The organism is Streptomyces sp. NPDC091371 (assembly GCF_040684275.1).
In the GTDB taxonomy this organism is placed as follows: domain Bacteria; phylum Actinomycetota; class Actinomycetes; order Streptomycetales; family Streptomycetaceae; genus Streptomyces.
This window is the reverse complement of the sequence record NZ_JBFBFP010000018.1, coordinates 124,066-140,574: the sequence shown is the minus strand read 5'-3', so window position 1 is coordinate 140,574 and position 16,509 is coordinate 124,066. Positions and strand designations below refer to the sequence as shown.

Sequence of the window (16,509 nt, the reverse complement as noted above, 5' to 3'; positions counted from 1 at the left end):
GGCGATCCTGGGCAGCCCGGTCGCCCACGCGAAGATCCTCTCCATCGAGACCAAAGCGGCCGAGCAGCTGCCCGGCGTCCTCAAAGTGGCTCGGGGAACGAGGGGGCGCAACCCTCGCTACCATGGGTTATCCGGACCTGACCGGGGGCCCCGGATCCGCTTGAGGAGCGCTCTTGCCAGACGAGGTCCAGCCACTCTCCGCCGCGCAGCCCGACCCGCAGGCCGAGCAGGCCACGGCGGCCGCCGCCACGCCCCCGCCGGCCCCGCCGGTCAAGCCCGTGCCGGCGAAGTCGGCCGGGTCCTCCAACCGGGTGCGCGCCCGCCTCGCCCGGCTCGGCGTCCAGCGCTCCAACCCGTACAACCCGGTGCTGGAGCCCCTGCTCCGCATAGTCCGCAGCAACGACCCGAAGATCGAGACGGCCACGCTGCGCCAGCTCGAACAGGCCTACCAGGTCGCAGAGCGCTGGCACCGCGGTCAGAAGCGCAAGAGCGGCGACCCGTACATCACCCACCCGCTTGCCGTGACCACCATCCTCGCCGAGCTCGGCATGGACCCCGCCACCCTGATGGCGGGTCTGCTGCACGACACCGTCGAGGACACCGAGTACGGACTCGAAGACCTGCGCCGCGACTTCGGCGACGCGGTGGCCCTGCTCGTCGACGGCGTCACCAAGCTCGACCGGGTGAAGTTCGGCGAGGCCGCCCAGGCCGAGACCGTCCGCAAGATGGTCGTGGCCATGGCCAAGGACCCGCGCGTCCTGGTCATCAAGCTCGCCGACCGGCTGCACAACATGCGCACCATGCGCTACCTCAAGCGGGAGAAGCAGGAGAAGAAGGCCCGCGAGACCCTTGAGATCTATGCCCCGCTGGCGCACCGCCTGGGCATGAACACCATCAAGTGGGAGCTCGAGGACCTCGCCTTCGCGATCCTCTACCCGAAGATGTACGACGAGATCGTGCGGCTCGTCGCCGAGCGCGCGCCCAAGCGGGACGAGTACCTCGCCGTCGTCACGGACGAGGTGATGGTCGACCTCAGGGCCGCCCGGATCAAGGCCACCGTCACCGGCCGCCCGAAGCACTACTACAGCGTCTACCAGAAGATGATCGTCCGCGGCCGTGACTTCGCGGAGATCTACGACCTGGTGGGCATCCGCGTCCTCGTGGACACCGTCCGGGACTGCTACGCGGCCCTCGGCACCGTGCACGCGCGATGGAACCCGGTCCCCGGCCGGTTCAAGGACTACATCGCGATGCCCAAGTTCAACATGTACCAGTCGCTGCACACGACGGTCATCGGACCCAGCGGCAAGCCCGTCGAGCTCCAGATCCGCACCTTCGACATGCACCGCCGCGCCGAGTACGGCATCGCCGCGCACTGGAAGTACAAGCAGCAGACCGTCGCCGGCACGTCGAAGGTACGGACCGACGTCCCCCAGGCCGCCAAGGGCAGCGCCGGGCAGGACACCGTCAACGACATGGCCTGGCTGCGGCAGCTCCTGGACTGGCAGAAGGAGACCGAGGACCCGGGCGAGTTCCTCGACTCGCTGCGCTTCGACCTCTCCCGCAACGAGGTCTTCGTCTTCACGCCGAAGGGCGACGTCATAGCGCTGCCCGCCGGCGCCACGCCCGTGGACTTCGCGTACGCCGTCCACACCGAGGTCGGCCACCGCACCATAGGGGCCCGGGTCAACGGCCGGCTCGTCCCGCTGGAGTCCACCCTCGACAACGGCGACCTCGTCGAGGTCTTCACCTCCAAGGCCGAGGGCGCCGGACCGTCCCGCGACTGGCTGGGCTTCGTCAAGTCCCCGCGGGCCCGCAACAAGATCCGCGCCTGGTTCTCCAAGGAGCGCCGCGACGAGGCCATCGAGCACGGCAAGGACGCCATCGCCCGGGCCATGCGCAAGCAGAACCTGCCGATCCAGCGCATCCTCACCGGCGACTCGCTCGTCACCCTCGCGCACGAGATGCGCTACCCCGACATCTCCTCCCTGTACGCGGCCATCGGCGAGGGCCACGTGGCCGCGCAGGGCGTCGTCCAGAAGCTGGTGGCGGCCCTCGGCGGCGAGGAAGCGGCCAACGAGGACATCGAGGAGTCGATCCCGCCGGCCCGCGCCCGCGCCAAGCGGCGCAGCAACGCCGACCCGGGCGTGGTCGTCAAGGGCGTCGACGACGTGTGGGTCAAGCTGGCCCGCTGCTGCACCCCGGTACCGGGCGACCCGATCATCGGGTTCGTCACCCGCGGCAGTGGCGTATCGGTTCACCGCGCGGACTGCGTCAACGTCGACTCGCTCTCCCAGCAGCCCGAGCGGATGCTGGAGGTCGAGTGGGCGCCCACCCAGTCCTCCGTGTTCCTCGTCGCCATCCAGGTCGAGGCGCTGGACCGGTCCCGGCTGCTGTCGGACGTCACCCGCGTCCTGTCGGACCAGCACGTCAACATCCTCTCGGCGGCCGTCCAGACCTCCCGCGACCGGGTGGCCACCTCCCGCTTCACCTTCGAGATGGGCGACCCCAAGCACCTGGGCCACGTCCTGAAGGCCGTCCGGGGCGTGGAGGGCGTGTACGACGTCTACCGCGTGACCTCGGCCAGGCGGCCGTAAGCGCGGCGCGCACACGACGAGGGCCCCGGTACGGATTTCCGTACCGGGGCCCTCGTACGTCTGCGGCACGCAATCAGCCGCCGAACTCCTCCAGGCCCTTCAGCGCCTGGTCCAGCAGGGCCTGGCGGCCCTCCAGCTCACGCGCCAGCTTGTCGGCCTTCGCGTTGTTGCCGGCCGCGCGGGCCGCGTCGATCTGCGTGCGCAGCTTGTCGACCGCCGCCTGGAGCTGACCCGTCAGACCGGCCGCACGGGCCCGCGCCTCCGGGTTCGTACGACGCCACTCGCCCTCCTCGGCCTCCTGGATCGCCCGCTCGATCGCGTGCATCCGGCCCTCGACCTTCGGCCGCGCGTCGCGCGGCACGTGGCCGATGGCCTCCCAGCGCTCGTTGAGGGAGCGGAACGCGGCACGGGCCGCCTTCAGGTCCGTTACGGGTACGAGCTTCTCGGCCTCGTCGGCCAGCTCCTCCTTCAGCTTCAGGTTCTCGGTCTGCTCGGCGTCGCGCTCCGCGAACACCTCGCCACGGGCCGCGAAGAACACGTCCTGCGCACCGCGGAAACGGTTCCACAGATCGTCCTCGGCCTCGCGCTGCGCCCGGCCCGCCGCCTTCCAGTCCGCCATCAGCTCGCGGTAGCGGGCGGCCGTCGGACCCCAGTCGGTCGACTTCGACAGCGACTCGGCCTCCGCGACCAGCTTCTCCTTCAGCTTGCGCGCGTCCTCGCGCTGCGCGTCCAGAGAGGCGAAGTGCGCCTTGCGGCGCTTGGAGAACGCGGAGCGGGCGTGCGAGAAGCGGTGCCACAGCTCGTCGTCCGACTTGCGGTCCAGCCGCGGCAGGCCCTTCCAGATGTCCACCAGCGCGCGCAGCCGCTCACCGGCGCTGCGCCACTGGTCGCTCTGCGCCAGCTGCTCGGCCTCGACGACCAGCGCGTCCTTGGCCGCACGGGCCTCGTCCGTCTGCTTCGCCTTCTGGACCTTGCGCTCCTCGCGCCGCGACTCCACGGTCGCGACCAGCTTGTCCAGCCGCACGCGCAGGGCGTCCAGGTCGCCCACGGCGTGGTGCTCTTCGACCTGCGTCCGCAGGTGGTCGATCGCCGTCTGCGCATCCTTCGCGGACAGATCAGTGGTCCGCACCCGCTTTTCGAGGAGACCGATCTCGACCACCAGGCCCTCGTACTTGCGCTCGAAATAGGCCAGGGCCTCCTCAGGGGTGCCCGCCTGCCACGAACCGACGACCTTCTCGCCATCGGCAGTACGCACGTACACGGTGCCCGTCTCGTCGACTCGGCCCCACGGGTCGCTGCTCACAGCGCCTCCTCCACCTGATGCCTGTGAGGGTTCACCCCCGGGCATCGTCCACAGTTTCCTGGGGCGGGCAGCGCCCGCCCTGCACAACGCCAACATAGGCGACCGCCGGGCCGGCTGTCCGCATCCCGCACGACGGAATATCGGCGTACGGGGGGAAGCCGGCCGGGCCGGTGCCGCGTTCCGTCAGTTCTGACTGACGGTGCCCTTCTCGATCTTCACCTCGTTCTTCGGCGCCCCGTCCTGGCCGCCGTCGGCCGTACCGGCCTTGGCGATGTCCTCCAGGACCTTCAGGCCGGCCGCGTCGATCTTGCCGAAGGGGGTGTACGAGGGCGGCAGCGGGCTGTCCTTGTAGACCAGGAAGAACTGGCTGCCGCCGGAGCCGGGCTTGCCGGTGTTGGCCATGGCCACCGTGCCCGCCGGGTAGACGACCTTGCCCGTCTCGTTCGGCTGGCCCAGCGAGTCCAGGTTCTCGTCCGGGATGTTGTAGCCGGGGCCGCCCATGCCGGTGCCCTCGGGGTCGCCGCACTGGAGGACGAAGATCCCGGCGGTCGTCAGCCGGTGGCACTTGGTGTTGTCGAAGTAGCCCTTGTCGGCGAGCGACTTGAAGGAGTTCACGGTCTGCGGGGTCTTCGCCGCGTCCATCGCGAAGTTGATGTCCCCCGCGCCGGTCTTGAGGGCGAAGGTGTACTTGGCCTTCTGGTCGATGGCCATCTCCGGCGACGGGGACTGCTTGGGCGTCGGCGCGGCCGACGGGCTCGCCGACGGGTCCGCCGCCGTGTCCTTCGTGTCCTTCGTGTCCGAGTCGAAGACGCCGCCCACGGTCAGGCCGACCAGCGTCGCCACGACCACGGCCACCGCCGCGCCGATCACCGCCATGCGCCGGCGCGCCTTCTGCTGGGCCTCGGCCCGGCGCTTCTGCTGGCGCTCGTACTTCTCCCTGGCGAGCTGTCGCCGCCGCTGATCGCTCGTGACCACCGGGTCGTCTCCTTGTGCGTCTCTGGTACCGCTGTCCGGGCTGGGCTAGCCCGTACCGTATATGGGTTAGCTGTGTAATGAAGGGCGCCGGTAGGCTCTGAGCAGCAGCATTCCGATCTGCGAGCTCCCACCGGACGACGATTGAGGACGAACGTGCTGATTGCCGGGTTCCCCGCCGGGGCCTGGGGGACCAACTGTTACGTGGTCGCCCCCGCCGCAGGCGAGGAGTGCGTGATCATCGACCCCGGCCACCAGGCCGCCCAGGGTGTCGAGGAGACGCTGAAGAAGCATCGGCTCAAGCCCGTCGCGGTCGTCCTGACCCATGGCCACATCGATCATGTGGCCTCGGTGGTCCCGGTGTGCGGAGCACACGACGTACCGGCCTGGATCCACCCCGAGGACCGCTACATGATGAGCGACCCGGAGAAGGCCCTCGGCCGCTCCATCGGGATGCCGCTGATGGGCGAGCTGACCGTGGGGGAGCCGGACGACGTCCGCGAGCTGACCGACGGGGCCGGCCTCAAGCTGGCCGGCATGGACTTCTCCGTCGCGCACGCGCCCGGGCATACCAAGGGGTCGGTGACCTTCCGGATGCCCGAGCTGGCCGACGTCCCGCCGGTCTTCTTCTCGGGCGACCTGATCTTCGCCGGCTCCATCGGACGCACCGACCTGCCCGGCGGCTCCCACGCCGAGATGCTCGAGTCGCTGGCCCGCGTGTGCCTGCCGCTCGACGACTCGACCGTGGTGCTGTCCGGCCACGGTCCCCAGACCACCATCGGCCGCGAGCGCGCGACCAACCCGTACCTCCGGGAAGTCGCCGCCGGCCTGGGAGCGGACCCGACCGCCGCCCCACGACGAGGAATGTGACGAGACTTTCGTGAGCACCTTCAAGGCCCCCAAGGGCACCTACGACCTGATCCCGCCGTACTCGGCCAAGTACCTGGCGGTCCGCGAGGCCATCTCCGCCCCGCTGCGGAAGGCCGGATACGGCTACATCGAGACGCCCGGGTTCGAGGACGTGAACCTCTTCGCCCGCGGTGTCGGTGAGTCCACCGACATCGTGACGAAGGAGATGTTCACCCTGACGACGAAGGGCGGCTCCGAGCTCGCCCTGCGCCCGGAGGGAACCGCCTCCGTCCTGCGCGCGGCGCTGGAGGCGAGCCTGCACAAGCAGGGCAACCTCCCGGCCAAGCTCTGGTACTCGGGCTCGTACTACCGCTACGAGCGCCCGCAGAAGGGCCGCTACCGCCACTTCTCGCAGGTCGGCGCCGAGGCGATCGGTGCCGAGGACCCGGCCCTGGACGCCGAGCTGATCATCCTGGCCGACCAGGCGTACCGCACGCTCGGCCTCAGCAACTTCCGGATCCTGCTGAACTCGCTGGGCGACAAGGAGTGCCGCCCGGTGTACCGGGAGGCGCTGCAGTCCTTCCTGCGCGGGCTGGACCTGGACGAGGAGACCGTCCGCCGGGCCGAGATCAACCCGCTGCGCGTCCTCGACGACAAGCGGGCCGACGTCCAGAAGCAGCTCGTGGGCGCGCCGATGCTCCGCGACTACCTGTGCGACGCCTGCAAGGCGTACCACGAGGAGGTCCGCGAGCTGATCACGGCCGCCGGGGTGGCCTTCGAGGACGACGAGAAGCTGGTGCGCGGCCTGGACTACTACACCCGCACCACCTTCGAGTTCGTCCACGACGGTCTGGGCGCGCAGTCCGCGGTCGGCGGCGGCGGCCGCTACGACGGCCTGTCCGAGATGATCGGCGGACCGGCGCTCCCGTCGGTCGGCTGGGCGCTGGGCGTCGACCGCACGGTCCTGGCCCTGGAGGCCGAAGGCGTGGAGCTGGACATCCCGGCGACCACGGACGTCTTCGCCGTGGCGATCGGCGCCGAGGCGCGGCGCCTGCTGTTCGCCGCGGTCACCGAGCTGCGCAAGGGCGGGGTGGCGGCCGACTTCGCGTACGGCGGCAAGGGCCTCAAGGGCGCGATGAAGGACGCCAACCGCTCGGGCGCCCGCTTCACCGTCGTCGCCGGTGAGCGCGACCTCGCCGAGGGCGTCGTCCAGCTCAAGGACATGGAGTCCGGCGAGCAGGCCGCCGTACCGGTCGCCGAGCTGGTCGACACGGTCCGGGCCCGCCTGGCCTGACGGCAGTAGGCATGCACGTGAAAGGGCGGGGCCGGGGAAACTTCCCTGGCCCCGCCCTTTCACAGGTGCATGCGGCACAATTGGCCGGTGCTTGTTGACCTTGCAGATGCGGAGCGGGCGGTATGACGACACGAGGCACGGACGCGGACACCGCCCCGAGGACGACCGTCGGCGGCAGCCGGGCGCTCGCCCTGCTGCTGGTGATCACGGGGGCCATGGGCCTGCTCGCCGCCTGGGTGATCACGATCGACAAGTTCAAGCTGCTCGAAGACCCGAACTTCACCCCGGGCTGCAGCCTCAACCCGATCGTCTCCTGCGGCAACATCATGAAGAGCGACCAGGCGGCCGTCTTCGGCTTCCCGAACCCCATGCTCGGGCTGGTCGCCTACGGGATCGTGATCTGCGTCGGCATGAGCCTGCTGGCCGGGGCCCGGTTCAGCCGCTGGTACTGGCTCACCTTCAACGCGGGCACCCTCTTCGGCGTCGTCTTCTGCGCCTGGCTGACGTACCAGTCCCTGTACAACATCAACTCGCTCTGCCTGTGGTGCTGCCTGGCCTGGGTCGCCACGATCTTCATGTTCTGGTACGTCACCGCCCACAACGTGCGCGAGGGGATGCTGCCGGCCCCGGGCTGGCTCAAGAACTTCCTCGACGAGTTCGCGTGGGTGCCGCCCGTGCTGCACGTCGGGATCATCGGGATGCTGATCCTCACCCGCTGGTGGGACTTCTGGACCTCATAGGTCGCGCCGGGAGTGTCAGCGGGCTCGCATAGGCTTCCTGTGTGGAACCAGACCTCTTCACCGCCGCCGCCGAAGACCGCCAGGAGAAGGACCCGTCGAGCTCTCCGCTCGCCGTCCGCATGCGCCCGCGCACCCTGGACGAGGTCGTCGGCCAGCAGCACCTGCTGAAGCCCGGCTCCCCGCTGCGCCGGCTCGTGGGGGAGGGCGCCGGGGGACCGGCCGGCGCCTCGTCGGTGATCCTCTGGGGGCCGCCCGGCATCGGGAAGACCACGCTCGCTTACGTGGTCAGCCAGGCGACGCAGAAGCGCTTCGTGGAGCTGTCCGCCATCACGGCGGGCGTGAAGGAGGTCCGCGCCGTCATCGAGGGCGCGAAGCGCGCGGCCGGCGGCTACGGCAAGGAGACCGTCCTCTTCCTCGACGAGATCCACCGCTTCAGCAAGGCGCAGCAGGACTCGCTCCTCCCGGCGGTGGAGAACCGCTGGGTGACGCTCATTGCCGCGACGACGGAGAACCCGTACTTCTCGATCATCTCCCCGCTGCTCTCGCGCTCCCTGCTGCTGACCCTCGAACCGCTGACCGACGAGGACCTGAGCGGCCTGATGCGGCGGGCGCTGGCGGAGGAGCGGGGGCTCGGCGGATTGGTGACCCTGCCGGCCGACGCGGAGGCGCACCTGCTGCGCATCGCCGGCGGCGACGCGCGGCGGGCGCTGACCGCGCTGGAGGCGGGCGCCGGGTCGGCGATCGCGAAGGGCGAGTCCGAGATCACCCTGCAGACGGTGGAGGAGGCCGTCGACCGGGCCGCGGTCAGGTACGACCGCGACGGGGACCAGCACTACGACGTGGCGAGCGCGCTGATCAAGTCGATCCGCGGCTCTGACGTGGACGCGGCCCTGCACTACCTGGCCCGGATGATCGAGGCCGGGGAGGACCCGCGGTTCATCGCGCGCCGCCTGATGATCTCGGCGAGCGAGGACATCGGGCTCGCGGACCCGACGGCCCTGCCGCTGGCGGTGGCCGCGGCCCAGGCGGTGGCGATGATCGGCTTCCCGGAGGCCGCGCTGACCCTGTCGCACACCACCATCGCGCTGGCGCTGGCCCCGAAGTCGAACACCGCCACGACCGCGATCGGGGCGGCGCTGGCCGACGTACGCGCCGGGCTGGCCGGGTCCGTGCCGACGCACCTGCGGGACGGGCACTACAAGGGCGCGGCGAAGCTGGGGCACGCGGTGGGGTACGTGTACCCGCACGACGTGCCGGGGGCCATTGCGGCGCAGCAGTACGCGCCTGACGAGGTGCACGGGAAGCGGTACTACGAGCCGACGCGGTACGGAGCGGAGGCGCGGTACGCGGACGTGGTGGAAAGGGTGCGGGAGCGCTTGCGCGGCGAGTGAGTGTGCGGCGCCGCTGCCGGGGCTCCGCCCGCGGGCGCGGAGCGCCGTGTAGTGAGCCGCGGCGGGCACGGGTCCGGGGCAGGGCCCCGGGGAACGGTGGAAGGGCGGGTAGGGGAGCGGCCCCGCGCAGCGGCAGCCGTGTCGGCCGGGGTCGGCGGGCAAGCCCGGCCTAGGCTCCCGGCATGCTCCCCCGGATTCCGCTGATCGTCACCGCAGCGGTGCTGCTGCTCGCCGGGTGCCACCAAGAGGGCCCCCGCGCAGCGGCGCCATTCGCCCGGGTGCCGCTCGCCGGCGCCGGGTTCCCGCCCACGGCCGCCACCGCCACCGCCCAGCCGGCGCAGCTGAAGGTCGAGTGGGGCAGGAACTGGGAGACGTACAAGCGGGAGGAGTTCGGCCGCACCTGGACGGACGAGACGGACGCCGTCGGCGGCGCTTTCTGATGGCGTGGACGAAGCACGTTCCCCCGTACATCCTGCGTCCGCCGTCGCCGTTCAGCCGCATGGTCAGGGCTCCAGACGAGCCCGCGCTGCCCGCTGGTTTGCTCGACTACCGGGTCAGTCCAGCCTTCGCAAGAACTTCATCGAGGGTCAGCGTCGAGGCCAGGTCGTGGATCCGGGCCTCAGGCGGTGCTGCGAAGACGTCGCCCAAAGCGGCCATGAGCGCCTCGAATTCATTCCGGAAGTGCCTGTATACGGCGTCGAGGCTGGCCCACTCCTCGATGATCACGAAGGTATTCGGCGCTTCGAGATCTTCGGCGACCTGGTAGCCCTCGCAGCCCTCCTCGGCGCGGGTCCGAGCCGCGTTGGCACGAATCACCTCGAGCCAGTGCTCACGCTGCTCCGGCTTGATCGATGCTCTGACAACTTGGAGAACCACGCACTGCTCCTTACCGCGCCTGGCGCGCCGCGTCTTCCGGGATCGCTCAGTTTTGGTGCCCTGCCCAGTAGACCGCCCCGGGCAACCGACCGCCTCTCGTTGTACGCCGCTCGTGTCAGGCGCTGTGGCGGTCGGCCACTTTCGACTATGGCCCGGCCCCATCAACCTCACGGGGCAATACACCTAGACATCGCGAAGACAGGACACCGACCGCTCCGTGCCAACCAGCGCTGCAAAGTGCCAACTATCGCGAGCAGTCACACGCGCTCGTTGAAAGAGGCCCGCACTCGCCGTGACTTGTTGCTGTAGCGCTCACCGCGGGGTGTGACGACCTTGAAGCGGACGGGTGGTACTTCCACGGGTTCCGGATCGGCCTTCGGGGTGGCAGCACAAATCCGCCCCACCGTGAGATATGAGTGGAATCCGTCGTGTCTTGCGGGTGCGGTCACAGCTTTGTGGCGGCGCTGATGGTTCGACCGCGCACCACTGCCGGATCCGAGGAGCGAGGAAAGATGGACGACGGGCTGCAATCGAAGGTGGCTCTGGTGACCGGAGGAGCGACCGGGATCGGGCTCGCCACGGTTCGCCGGCTTCTGGCTGAGGGTTGCGCAGTCATGATTTCGTCCAGGAACCGTAAGGGGGGTGACGCGGTGGTCGCCGATCTCGACACCGAGCGAGTCGCCTTCCACAAGGCTGATGTAACAGACGAGCCCGCAGTCGAGTCGGCGATCGAAGCCACGCTCAAGCGGTTCGGCCGCCTGGACTATCTATTCAACAACGCCGGCGTCGAAGGAACTGTCGGCCCCATGGCCGCTTGGTCCGCTGAGGCTGTCGAAGCAGTCCTGAGTGTGAATGTGAAGGGTGCGTTCTTCTGCATGAAGCACGCCGCGCCACGCATGGAACCGGGGTCGGTGATCGTGAACAGCAGCTCCTTCCTCGGCACGATTCCCATGCCGCTCGCGGGCCCGTACGCGGCCAGCAAGGCAGCCTTGCTGAGCCTGACCCGCTCGGCCGCCGCCGAGCTCGCGGAGCAGGGGATCTCGGTCTTCGCGATCTGTCCCGCAGTTGTCGACACCCCCTTGATCGAGCGGGTGTCGGAGGCGGCAGGAGCGCCGAAGGCGGCCCTCGCAGAGATGGTCTGTCCCAGCCGCCAAGTGACGTCACCTGACCGGGTCGCCGATGTCGTGACCGGACTGCTGAAATCGCCCACCTCGTTCGAGACTGGATCGGCGCTGCGGATCGATCCGAATGAGGTCGAACGCATCGGGCCCTGACCCACGAGCTGCACGTCCCTTCACGAGCGCAGGGTTTTCATCGATGGGCTCCCCTCATTGCGGCGGCACGGAGCGCATGGCGCGCCGGAGTCCTGCTCTGGCGGCTGTGAGGTCGTCCTCGGTTTCCCGCAGTCGTCCCTCCAGAGCGGTCAGTTGGTCCCGGGTGCCTGTCAATTCGGCGTTCAAGGACGCGTTGTCGCGCTCCAGTTGCTGGACGCGTCCCACCAGTTGGTTGCGGTCGACCTCCTCGATTTCCGCTCCCAAGGACAGCCGGACACGTTCGCGGAGCCGGTCTCGCTCCTTCTTGAGGTCCCTGATCTCGTCTCGTGCCAGAGCGAGCTCCGTCTGCAGGGCAGCGGGTGACACCTGTTGCCTGCCGGGAGCAGCGGGTCTCTGCAGACCCTGTTCGCGCTGGGTGGCCATGCCGGTCTGAACGGCGTTGCGTACTTGGGGCTGGTTGTAGACGAACCACGTGGACACCGACGCGTCTCGGGCCACCTGGGCGATGGTGATCCGCCTGCCCGACCTGAGAAGGCCGCGTACCGCGTCGAGCGCGCGCGCAGTCTTGGCCTCGCTGTCCTGGGTGCGGCTGGCGCGCAGGCGCTCGACTCGCACGTCCCGGCCGTTGGTTTCGGCGAGGGGTGTTCGCTTCACGCCAACGACCTCGACGTACTGCTCGCCGTCGACAAGCAGACGAACTACGAGAGCAGCAAGACCGCCGACAAGTGGAGGCCGCCCCGCCGGGAGTACTGGTGCGAGTACGGGCGTCGCTACACCGGCATCAAGGCCAAGTACGGGCTGTCCGTGACCTCGCCCGAGAAGGCCGCGCTGCAGGAGCTGCTGGCGGCCTGTCCTCAGTGAGCGGCCGCCGCGAAGAGCGTGCGCATCGCCCGGCGCAGACCGCAGACGTCGGCCACCGGCTCCGGGAAGTCGAAGCGGGCGTCGAAGGAGCCGGCCGGGCCGCCCGTGAAGCGGACGCGCAGCCCCAGCCGGTCCAGGGCGAGCGGGACCGCCTTCATGCCGTCCGCCTCCCGCGCGCCCAGCAGGCCGGACAGTCCGCCGACCCGGTCGCCGTGGGCGGCGTGCAGGTGCTGGAGCAGCTCCGGCTCGTGGGCGCAGAGCGGGTCGGGCTCGGCCGCGGCCAGGTCGTCCGGGTCGACGTGCTCGGCGCCCCACAGGTCGTCCACGGAGATCTCGCCGACCTCCAGCCGCAGCAGCATCCACGCCGGGCGCCCGGTGAGAGGAGCGTCGAGGGACTCAGACATGCCGAGCAGCTCGCCCACCGGGTGCCGCTCCGCCAGCAGTGCCGCGCAAGCCCCGCGGTCGTCCCCGCGCACCGGGGTCAGCCACCCGGCCAGCCAGGCGCGGCCTCGGATACGATGTGGCACGGACACCGGCGCCACATCCGTGATCTCGATCACGGCGGTGAGGTCGTCGTCCTGGGCGTGAGCGGCTGCCCTGGCAGCCGCGGATTCCCCGGAAACAAGGAGAATCACGTCCCCGTCCGGGGTGACGGTCCGTGCGGCCGGCATTCCTGTCCCGAACGGTTCGTGTTCGTGCGCGTCACGAGCACCGATCAGCGTGAGGGATACTGAGGCGTTGGACTCTACGAGGGTTCGTACGCGTTCGGCTCCGGTGAGCTGCCGAACGCCTTCCCTGGGACGCGGCTGACCTTGCTTATCGTCGGCGCAAGCGGATTCTGTTTCGTCTGAATCCGAACTGCGTTGCGCACTGGGCAGGGGGATCCCATGTGGTCGAGACATTACGTCCTCCTCGCTAAGGTAAGCCTCACCTAACTTACATGGAGGTAGGTTCCCCGTGAACCAGAAGCGACCCAAGGTCAAGAAGTCGCGTGCCCTCGGCATTGCGCTGACCCCGAAGGCCGTCAAGTACTTCGAGGCTCGTCCCTACCCGCCGGGCGAGCACGGCCGTGGCCGCAAGCAGAACTCGGACTACAAGGTCCGTCTGCTCGAGAAGCAGCGTCTGCGCGCTCAGTACGACATCTCTGAGCGTCAGATGGCCCGCGCGTACGACCGCGCCAAGAAGGCCGAAGGCAAGACGGGCGAGGCGCTGGTCGTCGAGCTCGAGCGTCGCCTCGACGCCCTGGTCCTGCGTTCGGGCATCGCCCGCACCATCTACCAGGCCCGCCAGATGGTCGTTCACGGCCACATCGAGGTCAACGGTGGCAAGGTCGACAAGCCGTCGTTCCGTGTCCGCCCGGACGACGTCGTGACCGTGCGCGAGCGCAGCCGCGAGAAGGTTCCGTTCCAGGTTGCCCGTGAGGGTGGCTACGCAGGCGAGGGCGAGACCCCCCGTTACCTGCAGGTCAACCTGAAGGCCCTGGCCTTCCGCCTGGACCGCGACCCGAACCGCAAGGAAATCCCGGTCATCTGCGACGAGCAGCTCGTCGTCGAGTACTACGCCCGCTGATCTTCCGGCAGGCGTAGCCCTCACAGGCTGGTGGAAACCCGCCGTCCCCTCCGGGGGGCGGCGGGTTTTCCGCTTCCCCGCTCCTCCCGCCCTCCCCCCTCCCCGCGCAGCGCGCGCCCCACCAGCGCCTCACGGCTCAGCTCCCGGCCCTCGGCCGCGTACGCCGCGTAGCGCTCGGCGCCCAGCACCTCGCCCGCCCGCTCCTGGCACATCAGCCGCGGGGCGTTGAAGTAGCCCGAGCCGAAGAGCTGGAGCCCGACCCCGTCCCACAGCGGCTCCGCCGCGCCCTGGAGCACCGCGGCCTCCGCCGGATCGCCCTCCGCGACGGTGACCAGGGCCAGCAGCTCCAGCGCGAGCACCAGCCCGACCAGATCGTGGAAGGCGTGGTTGATCTCCACGCACTCGGTCAGCAGCCGCCGTGCCTCCCGCAGTGCTCCCGCGTCCAGGGCCGCGTACGCCAGCACGTACAGGGCGTACGCCTTGGTCCAGCGCTCCCCGCGCTCCTCGCAGATCTCCCGGACCTCCTCGCACAGCGACAGCGCGCCCGCCGGCTCCCCCTGGAAGGCCAGCACCATGCCCAGCTCCACCTGGCACATCAGCACGTTGCTGTTCAGCTCCCCGACGTCCCGGTAGAGCTCCAGCGCCGAGCCCAGCAGCTCCCCGGCCCGCTCCATGTCGTCCGAGACCAGCGCCAGACAGCCCAGCCGGTGCACCGCATAGGCCGCGGCGCGGGGGTTGCCGCTGCGCGCGGCCCCGTCCCGGCACTCGTACAGGGCCCTCAGCGAGGCCACCGCGTCCCCCTGGAGGGCGGCCACGTAGCCCAGCACCCACAGCGCCTTCAGCCGCGAGGGCTCGTACGCCGGCGCGGCCGCCGCCCGGTCCGCGGGCTCCAGGGCCCGGTCCAGCCAGTGCCGGCCCTCGGTCAGCCGCCCGCAGCCGGCCCAGTAGAACCACAGCGTGCCCGCCAGGTACTGGCCCAGGTGCGCCTCGTCCGGATCGGCCAGGCAGTACTCCAGGGCGAGCCGCAGATTCGGCAGCTCCGCCTCCACCAGGGCCGCCACCTCCTCCTGGCGGGGGCTGAACCAGTCCGTCTCGCACCACGTCGCCAGGCCCACGTACCAGTCCCGGTGCCGTCGGCGCAGCCGCCAGGCGTCACCCAGCGACTCCAGCCAGCCCGCCCCGTACACCCGTACGGTCTCCAGCATCCGGTAGCGGACCCCGGCCGGCGTCTCCTCCCGTACGAGCAGGGACTGCGCGAGGAGTTCCCCGACCAGGTCGAGCACGTCGTCCACCGGCAGGTCCGGGCCCGCGCACACGTACTCGGCGGCGTCGAGGTCGAACTGCCCGGCGAAGACCGACAGCCGGGCCCAGAGCAGCCGCTCGGCCGACGTGCACAGCTCGTGGCTCCAGCCGATGGCCGTGCGCAGCGCGCGGTGCCGGGGGAGCACCCCGCGCGCGCCGCCCGTCAGCAGCGCGAAGCGGTCGTCCAGCCGGGCCAGCACCTGGGCGGCGGACAGCGCGCGCAGCCGGGCCGCCGCCAGCTCCAGGGCGAGCGGGATCCCTTCCAGACGGGCGCAGAGCTCGGCCAGCGCGGCCCGGTTCGCCCCGGTCACCCGGAACGCCGGGTCCGCGGCCGTCGCGCGCGCGGTCAGCAGGGCCAGCGACGCGGCCCCGTCCAGCGGGGCCAGCGGGAAGGCGAGCTCCCCGTCCAGGGCCAGCGGCCGCCGGCCGGCGGTGAGCACCCGCAGGCCGGGGGAGTGCCGCAGCAGCTCCCGGACCAGCTCGGCCGTCTCGTCGACCAGCTGCTCGAAGCCGTCCAGGACCAGCAGCAGCCGCCGCCCGGCCAGGTGCTCGGCCAGCACCGTCCGGGGCGGCCGGGTGGTGTGGTCGGTGAGCCCGAGCGCCTCGGCGAGGGTGATCTCCAGCAGGGCGGGATCGCGTACGGCCGCCAGCTCGGCCAGCCAGACCCCGTCGCAGTAGCGTTCCTGCAGGACCCCTCCGCCCTGCTCGGCCGCGGCCCGGGCGGCGGCGCGTGCCGCCTCGAGGGCCAGCCGGGACTTGCCCACCCCGCCCACCCCGGTCACGGTGACGAGCCGCGATGACTCCAGAAGCCGCCCCAGCTCGGCGAGTTCGCCGCCCCGGCCGATGAACTCGCCCAGCTCCGAGGGAAGATTGCCCCACCTCTTCTGTCGCATGGGACACGGAGCGTACTGGTCCGGATGCGCTGCGTACAAAGTGATCACGGTAGTCCCCGAATTCCGGTACTGCCGGGGATCCCCGGCGCGATAGGGTCGGAGGGCGAATCTTTTTGCAGTTCAAGTACAGATGAGAGTGCGGTGTGACGTGTCCGGTGGAGAGGTGGCCGGGATCCTCGTGGCCGTCTTCTGGGCCATCCTGGTCTCCTTCCTCGCCGTGGTGCTGGTGAGACTGGCCCAGGTGCTCAAGGCGACCACCAAGCTGGTGGCCGAGGTGACCGACCAGGCCGTTCCGCTCCTGGCAGACGCCTCCACCACCGTCCGCTCCGCGCGCACCCAGCTCGACCGGGTGGACGCCATCGCGAGCGACGTCCAGGAGGTCACCTCCAACGCCTCCGCGCTGTCCTCCACCGTGGCGACCGCCTTCGGCGGGCCGCTGGTCAAGGTCGCGGCCTTCGGTTACGGCGTCCGCAAGGCGCTGGGCAAGACCCCGCAGGACGTGCCGCAGAAGACGTCCCGACGTAACGTGATCGTCGGCCGTACGGTGCCGGCGGCGCGCCGCCGGAAGCAGAAGGGCTGAGACCTCCG

Annotated in this window: 15 protein-coding genes; 9 read left to right on the top strand and 6 right to left on the bottom strand. The window is 70.4% G+C overall.

Annotated features, from left to right (window positions below):
• The first annotated feature begins 173 nt into the window (after window positions 1-173).
• Window positions 174-2,597 (top strand): bifunctional (p)ppGpp synthetase/guanosine-3',5'-bis(diphosphate) 3'-pyrophosphohydrolase, encoded by a 2,424-nt coding sequence (locus AB0O21_RS21190; protein ID WP_365172684.1) that lies wholly within the window; start codon window positions 174-176, stop codon window positions 2,595-2,597.
• Between the two features lie 73 nt (window positions 2,598-2,670).
• Here AB0O21_RS21190 and AB0O21_RS21185 read toward each other — a convergent pair whose 3' ends face one another.
• Complete coding sequence (locus AB0O21_RS21185; RefSeq protein ID WP_365172683.1) at window positions 2,671-3,900, bottom strand: DUF349 domain-containing protein; 1,230 nt, start codon at window positions 3,898-3,900, stop codon at window positions 2,671-2,673.
• 183 nt (window positions 3,901-4,083) lie between these two features.
• Window positions 4,084-4,875, bottom strand: a complete 792-nt coding sequence (locus AB0O21_RS21180; RefSeq protein ID WP_365172682.1) for a peptidylprolyl isomerase — start codon at window positions 4,873-4,875, stop codon at window positions 4,084-4,086.
• Window positions 4,876-5,028: 153 nt separating this feature from the next.
• Here AB0O21_RS21180 and AB0O21_RS21175 point away from each other — a divergent pair, with 153 nt between their 5' ends.
• From AB0O21_RS21175 to AB0O21_RS21155, 5 genes are all read left to right on the top strand, one after another.
• Window positions 5,029-5,742 carry an MBL fold metallo-hydrolase gene (locus AB0O21_RS21175; RefSeq protein WP_365172681.1) on the top strand — a complete coding sequence of 238 codons (714 nt, stop codon included), beginning with the start codon at window positions 5,029-5,031 and terminating at the stop codon, window positions 5,740-5,742.
• Between the two features lie 10 nt (window positions 5,743-5,752).
• Window positions 5,753-7,015: a histidine--tRNA ligase gene (hisS, locus tag AB0O21_RS21170; RefSeq protein WP_365172680.1), complete on the top strand. Its 1,263-nt coding sequence runs from the start codon at window positions 5,753-5,755 to the stop codon at window positions 7,013-7,015.
• A gap of 122 nt (window positions 7,016-7,137) precedes the next feature.
• A complete protein-coding gene (locus AB0O21_RS21165; protein WP_365172678.1) occupies window positions 7,138-7,755 on the top strand; it encodes a vitamin K epoxide reductase family protein in 618 nt (205 codons plus the stop codon).
• A 41-nt stretch (window positions 7,756-7,796) separates the two neighbouring features.
• Window positions 7,797-9,146: a replication-associated recombination protein A gene (locus tag AB0O21_RS21160; protein ID WP_365172677.1), complete on the top strand. Its 1,350-nt coding sequence runs from the start codon at window positions 7,797-7,799 to the stop codon at window positions 9,144-9,146.
• 182 nt (window positions 9,147-9,328) lie between these two features.
• Entirely contained in the window at window positions 9,329-9,586 is a 258-nt protein-coding gene (locus AB0O21_RS21155; protein ID WP_365172675.1) for a hypothetical protein, read from the top strand.
• A gap of 106 nt (window positions 9,587-9,692) precedes the next feature.
• Here the strand turns inward: AB0O21_RS21155 and AB0O21_RS21150 are convergent, their stop codons facing one another.
• A complete protein-coding gene (locus AB0O21_RS21150) occupies window positions 9,693-10,022 on the bottom strand; it encodes a putative quinol monooxygenase (RefSeq protein WP_365172674.1) in 330 nt (109 codons plus the stop codon).
• 512 nt (window positions 10,023-10,534) lie between these two features.
• On the opposite strand from AB0O21_RS21150, the gene AB0O21_RS21145 reads away from it, so the two are divergent.
• Window positions 10,535-11,296 carry an SDR family oxidoreductase gene (locus AB0O21_RS21145; RefSeq protein ID WP_365172673.1) on the top strand — a complete coding sequence of 254 codons (762 nt, stop codon included), beginning with the start codon at window positions 10,535-10,537 and terminating at the stop codon, window positions 11,294-11,296.
• 54 nt (window positions 11,297-11,350) lie between these two features.
• On the opposite strand, the gene AB0O21_RS21140 is transcribed toward AB0O21_RS21145, so the two are convergent.
• Both AB0O21_RS21140 and AB0O21_RS21135 read right to left on the bottom strand, forming a co-directional pair.
• The gene (locus AB0O21_RS21140; RefSeq protein WP_365172672.1) at window positions 11,351-11,950 is read right to left on the bottom strand and encodes a DUF6262 family protein; all 600 of its coding nucleotides are present in this window, start codon (window positions 11,948-11,950) and stop codon (window positions 11,351-11,353) included.
• 200 nt (window positions 11,951-12,150) lie between these two features.
• Complete coding sequence (locus tag AB0O21_RS21135) at window positions 12,151-12,828, bottom strand: DUF2470 domain-containing protein (RefSeq protein WP_365172671.1); 678 nt, start codon at window positions 12,826-12,828, stop codon at window positions 12,151-12,153.
• Between the two features lie 286 nt (window positions 12,829-13,114).
• On the opposite strand from AB0O21_RS21135, the gene rpsD reads away from it, so the two are divergent.
• Window positions 13,115-13,726 (top strand): 30S ribosomal protein S4, encoded by a 612-nt coding sequence (gene rpsD / locus AB0O21_RS21130; RefSeq protein ID WP_150520470.1) that lies wholly within the window; start codon window positions 13,115-13,117, stop codon window positions 13,724-13,726.
• Window positions 13,727-13,746: 20 nt separating this feature from the next.
• On the opposite strand, the gene AB0O21_RS21125 is transcribed toward rpsD, so the two are convergent.
• Window positions 13,747-15,921 carry an AAA family ATPase gene (locus tag AB0O21_RS21125; protein ID WP_365172670.1) on the bottom strand — a complete coding sequence of 725 codons (2,175 nt, stop codon included), beginning with the start codon at window positions 15,919-15,921 and terminating at the stop codon, window positions 13,747-13,749.
• Window positions 15,922-16,069: 148 nt separating this feature from the next.
• Here AB0O21_RS21125 and AB0O21_RS21120 point away from each other — a divergent pair, with 148 nt between their 5' ends.
• A complete protein-coding gene (locus AB0O21_RS21120) occupies window positions 16,070-16,501 on the top strand; it encodes a DUF948 domain-containing protein (protein WP_365172669.1) in 432 nt (143 codons plus the stop codon).
• Window positions 16,502-16,509: the final 8 nt, after the last annotated feature.